The following is a 12,643-nucleotide window of genomic DNA, read 5'->3' on the forward strand; positions in this document are numbered from 1 at the left end:
GAGTCTCGATCTCGACCATGCCTGGTCCGGCGCCTTCGGGCAGACCGAGGATGGCTTGCCCTTGATCGGGCGGGTGCCCGGCCATCCGCGCCTGCTCGCCGCCTATGGCTATGGCGGCAACGGCATCACTTTCAGCTTCATGGCGTCCCGGCTGATCGGCGCGCTGGTGAGCGGGCGAGAAAAGCGCTGGTTCCGCCATTTCGCGATCGACCGCCCGCGCCCTGGCTGAGCGCCCGTCATTGCAACCATGCAATCGCAGTCTTGCCGGCCGGGTGGGCGACAAGATTGGGTGGAAGCACCATTTTAGGGTCGCGGCCGGCATGGCCGCCGCGAAAGGATTTGCCATGGTCGTAACTGCCGAACGGACGGCCTCCGCCGCCACTCTCGAAGCCCACAAGGCGCCCGTCTTCATCGGCGCAGTGACGCTCCGGGTTCACGATCTCCCGGCACTGACAGCCTATTACCGCGATGCGATCGGCCTGCGCCTGATCCGGCAGGATGCGGAGAGTGCCGAGCTCGGCGTCGGCGCGCAGGTACTGGTCCGACTGGTGGCGGGCGCGGTCCGGCCGACCTCTGCCGCCGGCCTGTTTCATCTCGCCATCCTGCTGCCGTCCAGGCGCGATCTCGCCAACTGGCTGAGGCATGCCGCCGTCAAGCGCATCTCGCTCGAAGGCGCCTCCGACCATCTCGTCAGCGAGGCGCTCTATCTCTCCGACCCCGAAGGCAACGGCATCGAGATCTATCGCGACCGCGCGCGTGCCGAATGGCCGCGCAAGCCCGATGGCGGCATCGCCATGGCGACCGAGCGGCTCGATCTCGACAAGCTGCTGAGCGAGGCCGACGAGACTGCCTATGCCGGCATGCCGGAGAGCACGGGAATGGGCCACATCCATCTGCGCGTCGGTGATACGCAGGCTGCGGAAGCCTTCTATCGCGATCTGCTCGGCTTCGACCTGATGGTGCACTATCCCGGCGCGAGCTTCCTCGCCAGCGGCGGCTATCACCACCACATCGCCGGCAATATCTGGGGGAGCCGCGGGGCCGGGCTGCGCCAGCCGGGCGAGGCGGGGCTCGACCGTTTCGAGCTGATCGCGCGGGACGAGGTCGATTTCGCGGCGATGCGCCAGCGCATCCTGGCGGCCGGCGGCAACGAGGCCGATGGCGAGCCGACGGTGACCGACCCCTGGAATAACCGGCTGGTTCTGGTGCGCTGAGACGCGCTCAGCGCGTCAGCAGATGCGAGCGGCGCGTCCCGCTCGTGTCGGGTTGAAAGCCGTTCGCTTCCCAGAAGGCGCTCGCGCGCGCATCGCCGGCGCGCAATGCCAGCTTGGGCGCCAGGTCCAGCCCCTGCTGGATCAGGGCAGCGGCCAGCATGCGGCCGACGCCGGCGCTGCGGTGCAGCGGCCGGACATAGACATGCCGGACGCGCAGGAGATCGGGCGCGGGATCGTAGGGATCGGGCGTCAGCGCCCCGATCCCGGCAAGTTCGCTTTCATGGAAGGCGGCGAAGGTGACGAAACGCTCGTCCCCGCCGCCGTAATGGCCGGCGAGCCATTCCTCGCGCAGCCCCTCGACGAAACGATAGCTTTCGGCGCTCGCCTCATGCCGCAGCGCCTCGAAATCGTCCGGCAGGCTCTCCGCCAGCCGGACGATCTGGATGGCCGTTGCGGTCACAGACCCTCGAACAGGGCGCTGGAGATATAGCGCTCGGCAAAGGAGGGGATGATCACCACGATGGTCTTGCCGGCATTCTCGGGCCGCGCGCCGATTTCGAGTGCCGCCGCGACCGCAGCACCCGACGAGATGCCGGCGGGGATGCCTTCGCTTTTGGCGAGCGCGCGCGCCGTCTCGAAGGCCGTCTGGTTACCGACGGTGACGACCTCGTCGATGACGCCGCGGTCGAGGATGCCCGGCACGAAACCGGCGCCGAGGCCCTGGATCTTGTGCGGGCCGGCCTGGCCGCCCGACAGCACGGGGGAATCCTCGGGCTCGACCGCGACCATCTTCAGGCCGGGTTTGCGCGGCTTCAGCACCTGTCCGACACCGGTGATCGTGCCGCCGGTGCCGACGCCGGAGACGATGATGTCGACCCCGCCATCGGTATCGTTCCAGATCTCCTCGGCGGTCGTCTTGCGATGGATTTCGGGGTTATGCGGGTTCTCGAACTGCTGCGGGATGATCGCGCCCGGAATCTCGTTCTTGAGCTCCTCGGCCTTCGCGATGGCACCGCGCATGCCGCCGGGGCCGGGCGTCAGCACCAGTTCGGCGCCGAGCAGGAGCAGCATCTTGCGCCGCTCCAGCGACATCGTCTCCGGCATCACCAGGATCAGGCGATAGCCGCGCGCCGCGGCGACGAAAGCGAGCGCGATACCGGTATTGCCCGAGGTCGGCTCGATCAGCGTGCCGCCGGGCTTGAGCGCGCCGGAAGCCTCCAGCGCGTCGATCATGTTGACGCCGATGCGGTCCTTCACGCTCGAGATCGGATTGAAGAACTCGAGCTTGGCCAGGATCGTCGCCTTGACCCCGCGCTCGGCCGGCAAGCGGTTGAGCTTGACCAGCGGCGTATCGCCGATCGTGTCGGTGATCGAGTTGTAGACGCGTCCGCGTCCGGGTGCCTTCGTCGATTTCTGTGCTTCGGCCATGACATGACTCCTCTGGACGAGAGAATATTCGGCCCTGAGGTTAGATCAATTCACAAAAATTGTCGAATAAAGAAATAAATCACACAATTAGATTGTGAAATCTGATTTCGTACCGGGTTCGCCGAAGACGGCTTGCGCTTGCGCGCGCCGGCACAACTCCTCGACGGTCACCATGTCGAGTCCGGCCAGGAAGGCGGCGGAGGCCTGTTCGACCTCCGGCCCGATGACCTCGTCGACAAGCCGCGACTGCGGCTCCGGGCCGAGCCCCTCCTCGATGGCCTCCTGCATCGCGGCACGCGCAATGTCGCCGGCCGTGATCTTGCGCCGTTCGCGGGCAAGTTCGTAGCCGCCGCGCGGGCCGCGCACGCCCTTGAGGATGCCGACGCGCACCAGCGTCTGCAGCAGGGTTTCGAGATGGCGCGGCGGCAGGGCGTGCCGGGCCGCGAGCAGCTTCGCAGCGACCGGCTGCGGCCTTGCATGCAATGCGATATCGACCACGGCGGCGATGGCGAGCAGGCTGCGACGCGAGAGCAGGATCATGATCCGCTTCCCATGCGTGTCCCGCCGCTGACGCCGGTCGAGCCGTAACCGCCGGCGCCGCGCGCGGTTTCGCTCAGCATGTCGACCTCCGAAAGCCGGGCATGGCTGACCGGCGCGATGACGAGCTGAGCGATGCGATCGCCGCGCGTGACCGTGAAATCCTCGCTGCCATGGTTGATCAGCACGACCGAAACCTCGCCGCGATAATCGCTGTCGACCGTGCCGGGTGCGTTGAGGACGGTGATGCCGTGGCGCAGCGCCAACCCGGAGCGTGGCCGTACCTGCCCTTCGAACCCTGCCGGCAATTGCATCGCGAGCCCGGTCGGAACGAGCGCGCGTGCGCCCGGGGCGAGTGTGACAGGCGTGGCAATAGCGGCGCGCAGGTCGAGCCCGGCCGCGCCTTCCGTCTCATAGGCCGGCAAGGGCAGGTCGGCGCCATGCGAGAGGCGCTGCAGCAGGACAGAGACCATCGTCAATCCGCCTGCCGGGCCGGTTTCAGCCCGGCGATATGGGTGATCAGGCGTGCGGCGACCTCGCTCTTCGGCAGGGTCGGCCAGGTCTCGACGCCCGTCGCTGTGACGAGATGCACGGTATTGGCGTCGCCGCCCATCACGCCGGTGCCACCGACATCGTTCGCAACGATCAGGTCGCAGCCCTTTCTGGCGAGCTTGACGCGGGCATAATCGATCACGTTCTGCGTCTCGGCAGCGAAGCCGATGACCAATGGGGGACGCCCGTTCTGGCGATGCGCGACGGTGGCGAGGATGTCGGGATTCTCGACCAGCGAGAGCGGCGGCAATGCGTTGCCGTCCTTCTTCAGCTTGTCAGAGGCCGCGTCGGCGACGCGCCAGTCGGCCACGGCGGCGGCGAAGATCGCGATATCGGCCGGGAGCGCGGTCTCGACGGCGGCCAGCATCTCGCGCGCCGATTCGACATGGATGGTCTCGACGCCGGCCGGGTCGGGCAGATTCACGGGCCCGCTGACCAAGGTCACCCGCGCACCGGCAGCCGCCGCAGCCGCGGCAATGGCGTGACCCTGCTTCCCGGAGGAGCGGTTGGCGATGTAGCGCACGGGGTCGATCGGCTCATGCGTCGGGCCGGAGGTGATCAGCACATGCTGGCCGGCAAGTGCACCGGTCGCGTGTTCGCCGCCCGGCAATCGGCCGAGGAAGCCGATGGCGCGCTGGGCATTGGGCTTCTCGCCGGCCAGCGCCAGCTCGATCGCGGCGAGGATTTCCGGCGGCTCGGCCATGCGGCCCGGCCCGCTCTCGCCGCGCTCGGCCATCGCACCGACATTGGGGCCGACGACCAGAATGCCGTCCTTTTCGAGCTGCGCCATGTTCCGGCGTGTCGCCGGATGCTGCCACATGCGCGGATTCATCGCGGGCGCGATCAGCACGCGCTTGTCGGTGGCGAGCAGGGCGGTCGAGGCGAGATCGTCGGCGTGCCCGTTAGCCATCTTGGCGATCAGGTCGGCGGTCGCAGGCGCGACGACGACGAGATCGGTCGAGCGCGAGAGCTGGATATGGCCGATATCGGCTTCGTCTGTCAGCGAGAAAAGGTCGGTGAAGCAGCGCTCGCCAGCCAGCGATGAGACGGTGAGCGGCGTCACGAACTGCTCGCCCGCCTTGGTGACGATGCAGCGCGAGGCGATGCCGCGATCCTTCAATCGCCGGATCACCTCCAGCATCTTGTAGGCGGCGATGCCGCCGCCGATGATCAGGAGAACGGAGCGGGAAGCGGACAAGACGGCTCCTCGGGCAGCGCGATGGCGGACTGACCGTTACCTAGCATCCGCCGCGCCGCGCTGTCATGCGCGGCGCGATTCGCTGTCTTCCTCAGGTGCGGGGCAGATCCGGCACCTTGTAGGCCGTCGTTGCCTTGATCCGCTCCATCGCAAAGCGCGAGGTCACGTTCTTGAGTGGGATGGTCTCGATCAGCTTCTTGTAGAAGCCGTCATAGGCGGCCATGTCGGCGACGACGACCCGCAGCATGTAGTCGACGTCGCCGGCCATCCTGTAGAATTCCATCACCTCCGGCATGGCGGCGACCATCTGCGCGAATTTTTCCAGCCACGGGCCGGAATGGTCCGCGGTCTCGATCTGGACGAAGACGGTGAGGCCGAGCCCGATCTTTTCGGGCGCGACCAGGGCGACCCTCTTCAAGATCACTCCGGCCTGTTCGAGCTTCTGGATACGCTTCCAGCACGGAGTCTGCGAGAGCCCGACTCGGTCGGCCAGTTCCGCGATCGAGATGTTCGCGTCCGCCTGAAGCACGGTCAGAATCTTGCGGTCGATGGCGTCCATTCTCTCAAGCTCGCTGTCGGGAAAAATGTTGTCGGCCTACTTTGCAGAAAAGAGATAAATCATCTTTTTTGCGACAATTCTTGGCTATCAAATAGAAAAACCTTTTATGGAATGTCAATGAGGTTGTGTTCGAGCCTGCTCGCGAAAGGGATTTGAACGATGGGCGCCGTCGGTTCCTCATCGCCGGGCTGATCCTCGCGGTGGCCATGCTCGTCGCCGGCGCGGCCCATGCGCGGAGCGTCGTCGCGGAGGCCGGGATCGTGCGTGCGGTTCGCGCGGGCTCCGGCACCGATACCGTCCGGGCGGCACAGCGATCTGACTGAACGGTCGCCTGTTTCATCAGCGGCGACATCATGGCACGCTGCCTCCCGGTCAGGGATTGCCCAGAATGCCCGTGACCTCCCGCCTCACTGCCTTGTCATTGGCGGGCGAGGACGGATTGAGGCATGGGGTCCGGATGATCAGGAATGGCGACGGCATCATGCGGCGATATCTAGGCAAGCGGTCCCTGCGGGGGGCGATGCTGGCGTTCGGGCTGGTCGTGCCCGGTTTCGCGCTTGCCGCCGAATCCGCGCCCGTCACTTCGCCGCGCGTGACTGCGACCCTGCTGTCGAGCCGCGATGCGGTCGCGCCGGGCGAGCGCTTCAAGGTCGCGCTCGTTCAGAAGCTCGCTCCGCACTGGCATACCTATTGGCTCAACCCCGGCGATTCCGGCGAGCCGACCCAGATCAACTGGAATCTGCCGGCCGGCGCGACCGCAGGCGAGATTCAGTGGCCGGCGCCCAAGGCGATCCGCGTCGAGCCCCTGGTCAATTTCGGCTTCGAGGGCACGGTGCTGCTGCCGATCGAGATCACCGTTCCGGCCGATGCCAGGCACGGCGAGAGCTTTGCGCTGAAGGCGGAAGCGACCTGGCTGGTTTGCGAGAAAATCTGCATTCCCGAGGAGGGCTCCTTCTCGCTCGAGCTGCCGATCCAAGCCGCGAGCGCAGTCGATCCGGCCGCCGAGACGCGGATCGACGCTTCCGTTGCGGCGTTGCCCAAGCCGGCTTCCTTCCGCGGCAAGCTTCGCGGCGAGGCCGGCAAGCTCGTTCTCGATCTGCCCGGCCTGCCGGCCGGCGCCGCCGATCCGCACTTCTTCCCGGTTTCAGACATGCTGATCGAGCATGCGGCCGATCAGCCCTTCGCAGCCGACGGCAAGCCTGCTCTGACACTGACCCGTTCCAGTGCCTTCAAGCTGGCGAAGCCCGAGATCTCCGGTGTCCTGACCTTCACCGAGGCGGGTGCGCCGAGAGCCGTCACGCTGCTTGCCGATGCCGATCCCGCCCTGATGGCGGCTGACGGGACGGCCGCGCCTGAAGCCAGCCCGGCCGTGGTGCGAATTCCGATGCCCGCCGAGGGCGCGGATCTCACGCTCTGGGCGGCGCTCGCCTTCGCCTTTGCTGGCGGCCTGATTCTCAACCTGATGCCTTGCGTCCTGCCGGTGCTGTTCATCAAGGCGCTCGGCTTTGCGCAGCTCGCGCATCGCAGCCGCTCCGAGGTCCGCGAGCAAGGCCTGCTCTTCCTTGGCGGCGTGCTCGTGACTTTCATGGTGCTGGCCGGCGCGGTGATCGCGCTGGGCAGCTTGGGCAGCAGCGTCGGCTGGGGTTTTCAGCTCCAGTCCCCGCCGCTCGTCATCGCGCTTGCTGTGGTGATGGTCCTGATCGGCCTCAACCTGCTCGGTGCCTTCGAGATCGGCATCTCCGTGACCGGCCTCGGCGATGGCCTCGCCAGCCGGGGCGGGCGTTCCGGCGCCTTCATGACCGGCGTGCTCGCGGTCGTCGTCGCCACGCCCTGCACCGCGCCCTTCATGGGCGCGGCGATGGGGTATGCGGTCACGCAACCGCCGGCCGTCGCCCTGTCCGTCTTCATGGCTCTGGCGCTGGGCTTCGCCTTGCCGGTGGTCGCGCTCTCCTTCGCGCCCGGCCTCCTGCGCCTGCTGCCGAAGCCCGGCCGCTGGATGCTGGTGCTGAAACAGGCCTTCGCCTTCCCGATGTTCGCGACCGCGATCTGGCTGATCTGGGTCGCCGCGGTGCAGAGCGGCCCGCAGGGCGTGCTCGCGGCGCTGGTCGCGGTGCTCGCGGCCGGTTTCGCCGTCTGGCTCGTCGGCGTGACGCGCGGGTCGCTCGCACGCCGTGCCTTTGGTTCGGTGCTCGCGGCGCTGGTCGTGCTCGGTGCCGGGTGGTTCACGCTGCAGAATGCGGTTCCCGGCGCGGCCACCGAGGCACGGGCCGGCGATATCGAGGCCTGGTCGCCCGAGCGGGTCGCAGCCTTGCAGGCGCAGGGCAAGCCGGTCTTCGTCAATTTCACTGCGGCCTGGTGCATCACCTGCATCGCCAACGAGCGCGTCGCGCTCTCGCGGCAGGAGGTGAAGGATGCCTTCGCCAAGCTCGGCGTCGTTTATCTGAAGGCGGACTGGACCAATCGTGACGGCCGCATCGCCAGGGCTCTGGCCGAGCAGGGCCGCGCCGGCGTGCCGCTCTATCTGTTCTATCCCGCCCGCAAGGAGGCGCAGGCCGAAATCCTGCCGCAGCTTCTGACCGTGGATACATTGATAGAAGCGGCCGAGCGCGCGGCTGGCCGCAATGCGAAGACGGCGGCGCTGCCGTAGGTTTTCGACTTCGACCAAGGGAGACAGACATGCAAAGCCTGACCAGACAGACTTTCATCGCCGGCCTCACCCTCGCGGCCCTCGCCTTCCCGGCTGCCGCCTTCGCGCAAGGCGTGGCCAAGGTCGGCGCGCCCGCCCCCGCCTTCCAGGCGACCGATGTCGAGGGCAAGACGCGCAGCCTCTCCGAATTCGCCGGCAAGACGGTGATCCTCGAATGGACCAACCATGACTGCCCCTACGTCCGGAAGCACTACAACAGCGCGACCATGCAGAATCTGCAGAAGGACATGGCGAAGGAAGGCGTGGTCTGGCTTTCGGTGATCTCCTCGCCGCAGGGCGAGCAGGGGCATGTCGACGCTGCCAAGGCGAAGGAGTTGACGGTCCAGCGCAATGCCGCGCCGGCCGGCATCCTGCTGGACCCGAATAGCAAGATGGCACGGGCCTATGGCGCGCAGACCACGCCGCATATGTACATCGTCGATCCCAAGGGCACGCTCGTCTATATGGGTGCGATCGACGACAGGCCGACCTCGGCTGCATCGAGCCTCGATGGTGCGAAGAGCTATGTCCGCCAGGCCGTCGCCGAGCTCAAGGCCGGCAAGCCGGTCTCGGAAGCCAGCACCAAGGCCTATGGCTGCGTCGTGAAATACGCGCCGCAGAGTTGATCGTCTTCAGCCGTCATGCTCGGGGCTTGACCCGAGCATCTCATGCCAACAGAGGCTCCCGAGCCTCTTCCTGCCGCAGGTTCTCGGGTCTGCGCTGCGCTTCGCCCGGGAATGACGGTGTTCCGTCGGCTCGCCTACTGCGACCTCGGGCCGAGATCGCGCGGCGCGGCGTTGATCGTGACGATCTGGCCGTTGCGCAGTTCCAGCACGGCGAGGCCGCGCTCGACCTGCCCGTCCGGGCGGAAGCGGAAGACGCCGTCCGCCCCGGCAAAGCCCGAGCCGTTGGTCAGCACCGCTTCCGAGAATCGCTGCGACCCTTGCGTGCGCGCCAGCGCCGCCGCGAGCGAAACCGCGTCATAGGCCAGCGTCGCTGTGCGGGTCGGTGCGCTGTTGAAGCGCTGCTGATAGCGCCCGGCGAAGGCGTTGAAGCCGGCGGTATCGGGCGAGGCGAACCAGCCGCCCTGGATCGCCGCCACGCGCGCGATGCCGGCGTCGTTCCAGACGCCGGTGCCGAGCGGCTTGACCTTGGCCGGATTGTAGCCGGCCTCCTGCAGAAGCTGGCCGAGCGTTGGCATCGTGTCGGCGGCGGCCGGCACGAACAGCGCATCGGCCTGGGCGAGCGACGGCATCAGGCGCTGGATCGCGGCCTTCATCGCGGCCGGATCGGAGCTGAAGCGCTCGATCGCGGCGACGCGCACGCCGCGATTGGCGGCGGCCTGCTGGAACGCGGCCTCGACGACCTTGCCGTAAGCGGTGTCAGGCACCAGCGCGGCGAAGGACTTGCGACCCTGCTGGGCAGCATAGCCGATCACGCGATTGACGTCGTTCTCGGGTGGGAAGGAGAGCAGGTAGACGCCGCGCGAGGCGACGTTGGAATCGCTGGAGAAGGCGATGATAGGCCGGTTGGCGCCGCGTGCGACCTGCCCGGCGGCCTGGACGGAGGGCGCGAAGAGCGGGCCTACGATCAGTTCGGCGCCTTCCGAAAGGGCCTCCTGCGCCGCGGCGCGGGCCCCGTCGGGTGTACCGCGATCGTCCTTGAGGAGCAGGGTCAGGTCGGCGTTGGGGAACTCGGCCAGCGCCATCTCTGCAGCGTTCTTCAGGGAATTGCCGACAACCGCGCCCTGGCCTTCGGCCGTGAGCGGCAGTATGAGACCGACCTTGACCTTGCCGGTGCCGATGGTCTGGCCGGTCGGCGTAGAGCCCCCGGCGGCCGGCGCGCCCGAATCGAAGCCCGGCAGGCCTGAGGTGCCTCCGCCGCAGGCGGCTAGCGCAAGCGGCAGCATGACGGCAAAGGCGCGTGCCTTGAACCGCAGAATCGGTGCGACATGCCGATGATGGAACACGGGCGATCTCCAGTCGTGACCGGGCCGGCGAAACGCTGCCCGGCGATGGTCCTGCGGAACTGTTCTACCCCCGGACCTCTCGTGCCAGTCCGAAAGCCTATTTTCAAGTTGTTAACTATAGGTTGCACGGGAGCAGATGCGCCTTGCCATGGCGCGGGATCAGCCGCTGTGGCAGCGTGGCACGATGTCGACCGATACCGCCGCCCGTTCTCCCAGCTATACCGCCTTTGGCCTGAGGGCCGAGGCCGAGCCATTGGCACCGGGCCTCCATATCGTCGCGACGCCGATCGGCAATCTCCGCGACATCTCGTTCCGGGCGCTGGCGACGCTTGCTGCCGCCGACGCGATTCTCGCCGAGGATACCCGCACCTCGAAGACGCTGCTGGCGCATTACGGCATCTCGACGCCCCTCCTGCCCTATCACGAGCACAATGCCGCGCAGATGCGGCCGAAGGTGCTGGCCAGGCTGCGCGAAGGCGGCAAGCTCGCCCTGATCTCGGATGCCGGCACGCCGCTGGTCTCCGATCCCGGCTACAAACTCGTCGCCGAATTGGTGGCGGAGGGCCTGCCCGTGACCGGCATCCCCGGTCCTTCCGCGGTGCTGGCTGCTCTGGTGCTGGCCGGCCTGCCGACCGACCGCTTCTTCTTCGAAGGCTTCCTGCCGCCGAAATCGGGCGGGCGCCGCACCCGCCTGACCGAGCTCGCGGCCATTCCCGGCACGCTGGTCTTCTTCGAATCGCCCCGCCGCCTCGCCGAGATGCTGAGTGATGCAGCCGCCGTGCTCGGCGCGCGGCCCGGCGCCGTCGCGCGCGAACTCACCAAGTTCTACGAGACGGTCAGGCGCGGCACGCTCCCCGAACTGGCCGCCCATTACGAGAGCGAGGAGGAGGCGCGCGGCGAGATCGTCGTGATCATCGGTCCGCCCGGCGCCGCCGATCTCGTCACCAGCGACGAGGCGATCGACGCGCGTTTGCGCGCGGCGATGGCTAAGGTGTCGCTGAAGGAGGCCGTAGCGCAGGTAGCGGCCGAAACCGGTCAGCCGCGCCGCAAGGTCTATGCCCGCGCGCTCGAACTCACTCGCGACGATCCGTGACCAAGGCAGGCGCCGATCCGGGCGGGCGCAGCCATAAAGCGCGTCGCTCCGGTCTCACCGGCCACCGTGCCGAATGGCTTGCCATCCTCTGGCTGACCGCAAAGGGCTATCGTTTGCTGGAACGCCGCTTCGGCGGCAAGGGTGGCGAGATCGACCTCGTGATGAAGCGCGGCCGCACCATCGCCTTCGTCGAGGTCAAGGCGCGTAGGGACCTCGACGATGCCATGATCGCGATCACCGCGGAAAAGCAGCGGCTGGTCGAGCGGCGGGTGCGGCACTGGCTTTCGCGCAATCCCTGGGCTGCCGGCTATCATCTGCGAGCTGACGCTGTGTTCCTGGCGCCGTGGTGCCGGCCGCGCCATGTGCCCGCCGCCTTCGCGCTTGTCCTGTGATGCAGGGCGCCCCACTTGCGAGAACCCCGCCCGCGGCCCGATAAGAACGGCCTGCAACAGGAAGCCTGTCATGAGCCTCAACGTCGCCATCCAGATGGACCCGATCGAGCGCATCCGGATCGCCGGGGATACCGGCTTCGCGCTGATGCTGGAAGCGCAGGCGCGCGGCCACACGCTCTACACCTACACGCCGGACAAGCTCTCGATGCGCGACGGCAAGGTCACGGCGCCGATGCGCCCGGTGAAAGTACGGGATGTCGAAGGCGATTATTTCACCGCCGGCGCCGAGGAGAAGATCGATCTGTCCACGCTGGACGTGGTGCTGCTGCGGCAGGACCCGCCCTTCGACATGGCCTATGTCACCACGACGCATATGCTCGAGCGCATCCACCCGAAGACGCTGGTGGTCAACGACCCCACTTCGGTGCGCAACGCGCCCGAAAAAATCCTCGTCACCCATTTCCCCGAACTGATGCCGCCCACGCTGATCACCCGCGACAGGGCGGAAGTTGAGGCCTTCCGCGACGAGCATGGCGAGATCGTCATGAAGCCGCTCTATGGCCATGGCGGCGCGACCGTGTTCAAGACCAGCAGGACCGACCCGAATTTCGGCTCGCTTTTCGATCTGTTCAGCAACCTCTTCCGCGAGCCCTGGGTCGTTCAGGGCTTCATCAAGGAGGTCAGTGAGGGCGACAAGCGCATCATCCTGATCGACGGCAAGGCGGCGGGCGCCGTCAACCGCGTTCCGGCGGTCGGCGACCTCCGCGCCAACATGGTGCGCGGCGGCGCGGCGCGACCGACCGACCTGTCGAAGCAGGAGCTCGCGATCTGCGAGGCGATCGGCCCGACCTTGCGCGAGCGCGGCCTGCTGCTGGTCGGCATCGACGTGATCCACGGCAAGCTCACCGAGATCAACGTCACCGCGCCGACCGGCGTGCGCGCGATCAAGAAGCTCGGCGGGCCGGATCTCGCGGCGCAGCTCTTCGACGTGATCGAGGCGAAGCGCGGCCGCTAG

General features: G+C 67.5%; 15 protein-coding genes. 8 read left to right on the forward strand and 7 right to left on the reverse strand.

From position 1 onward, the window contains the following. A partial coding sequence (locus J0I42_RS13735) for an FAD-dependent oxidoreductase (protein ID WP_291655534.1) occupies positions 1-229 on the forward strand: 229 nt, incomplete at its 5' end. A gap of 115 nt (positions 230-344) precedes the next feature. Then, the gene (locus tag J0I42_RS13740; protein ID WP_291655535.1) at positions 345-1,214 is read left to right on the forward strand and encodes a VOC family protein; all 870 of its coding nucleotides are present in this window, start codon (positions 345-347) and stop codon (positions 1,212-1,214) included. Positions 1,215-1,221: 7 nt separating this feature from the next. Here J0I42_RS13740 and J0I42_RS13745 read toward each other — a convergent pair whose 3' ends face one another. The 6 genes from J0I42_RS13745 to J0I42_RS13770 all read right to left on the reverse strand — a co-directional run bounded on the left by J0I42_RS13745 (position 1,222) and on the right by J0I42_RS13770 (position 5,488). Continuing rightward, positions 1,222-1,674, reverse strand: a complete 453-nt coding sequence (locus J0I42_RS13745; RefSeq protein ID WP_291655536.1) for a GNAT family N-acetyltransferase — start codon at positions 1,672-1,674, stop codon at positions 1,222-1,224. After that, complete coding sequence (gene cysK / locus J0I42_RS13750) at positions 1,671-2,642, reverse strand: cysteine synthase A (protein WP_291655537.1); 972 nt, start codon at positions 2,640-2,642, stop codon at positions 1,671-1,673. The genes J0I42_RS13745 and cysK overlap by 4 nt, the downstream gene beginning before the upstream one ends. 87 nt (positions 2,643-2,729) lie before the next feature. Next, positions 2,730-3,182, reverse strand: a complete 453-nt coding sequence (locus J0I42_RS13755; protein ID WP_291655538.1) for an RrF2 family transcriptional regulator — start codon at positions 3,180-3,182, stop codon at positions 2,730-2,732. Then, positions 3,179-3,652 (reverse strand): dUTP diphosphatase, encoded by a 474-nt coding sequence (gene dut, locus J0I42_RS13760; protein WP_291655539.1) that lies wholly within the window; start codon positions 3,650-3,652, stop codon positions 3,179-3,181. Before dut ends, J0I42_RS13755 begins: the two co-directional genes overlap by 4 nt. Before the next feature lie 2 nt (positions 3,653-3,654). Then, entirely contained in the window at positions 3,655-4,929 is a 1,275-nt protein-coding gene (locus tag J0I42_RS13765; protein WP_291655540.1) for a phosphopantothenoylcysteine decarboxylase domain-containing protein, read from the reverse strand. Between the two features lie 91 nt (positions 4,930-5,020). Then, positions 5,021-5,488 carry an Lrp/AsnC family transcriptional regulator gene (locus J0I42_RS13770; protein WP_248311537.1) on the reverse strand — a complete coding sequence of 156 codons (468 nt, stop codon included), beginning with the start codon at positions 5,486-5,488 and terminating at the stop codon, positions 5,021-5,023. 152 nt (positions 5,489-5,640) lie between these two features. On the opposite strand from J0I42_RS13770, the gene J0I42_RS13775 reads away from it, so the two are divergent. The 3 genes from J0I42_RS13775 to J0I42_RS13785 all read left to right on the forward strand — a co-directional run bounded on the left by J0I42_RS13775 (position 5,641) and on the right by J0I42_RS13785 (position 8,800). After that, entirely contained in the window at positions 5,641-5,811 is a 171-nt protein-coding gene (locus J0I42_RS13775; protein ID WP_291655541.1) for a hypothetical protein, read from the forward strand. 158 nt (positions 5,812-5,969) lie between these two features. After that, positions 5,970-8,135, forward strand: coding sequence for a protein-disulfide reductase DsbD family protein (locus J0I42_RS13780; protein ID WP_291655542.1), 2,166 nt, complete (start codon positions 5,970-5,972; stop codon positions 8,133-8,135). Between the two features lie 29 nt (positions 8,136-8,164). Next, positions 8,165-8,800: a thioredoxin family protein gene (locus tag J0I42_RS13785; RefSeq protein WP_291655543.1), complete on the forward strand. Its 636-nt coding sequence runs from the start codon at positions 8,165-8,167 to the stop codon at positions 8,798-8,800. Between the two features lie 134 nt (positions 8,801-8,934). On the opposite strand, the gene J0I42_RS13790 is transcribed toward J0I42_RS13785, so the two are convergent. Further along, positions 8,935-10,143, reverse strand: coding sequence for a penicillin-binding protein activator (locus J0I42_RS13790; RefSeq protein ID WP_291655544.1), 1,209 nt, complete (start codon positions 10,141-10,143; stop codon positions 8,935-8,937). Between the two features lie 184 nt (positions 10,144-10,327). Between J0I42_RS13790 and rsmI the strand changes: the two genes are divergently transcribed. The 3 genes from rsmI to gshB all read left to right on the forward strand — a co-directional run bounded on the left by rsmI (position 10,328) and on the right by gshB (position 12,643). Then, complete coding sequence (rsmI, locus tag J0I42_RS13795) at positions 10,328-11,236, forward strand: 16S rRNA (cytidine(1402)-2'-O)-methyltransferase (RefSeq protein ID WP_291655674.1); 909 nt, start codon at positions 10,328-10,330, stop codon at positions 11,234-11,236. Continuing rightward, positions 11,233-11,628, forward strand: coding sequence for a YraN family protein (locus J0I42_RS13800; RefSeq protein ID WP_291655545.1), 396 nt, complete (start codon positions 11,233-11,235; stop codon positions 11,626-11,628). Before rsmI ends, J0I42_RS13800 begins: the two co-directional genes overlap by 4 nt. A 70-nt stretch (positions 11,629-11,698) precedes the next feature. Beyond that, a complete protein-coding gene (gshB, locus tag J0I42_RS13805) occupies positions 11,699-12,643 on the forward strand; it encodes a glutathione synthase (protein ID WP_291655546.1) in 945 nt (314 codons plus the stop codon).

The sequence above is a fragment of the Allobosea sp. genome (assembly GCF_017308015.1).
GTDB lineage: Bacteria > Pseudomonadota > Alphaproteobacteria > Rhizobiales > Beijerinckiaceae > Allobosea.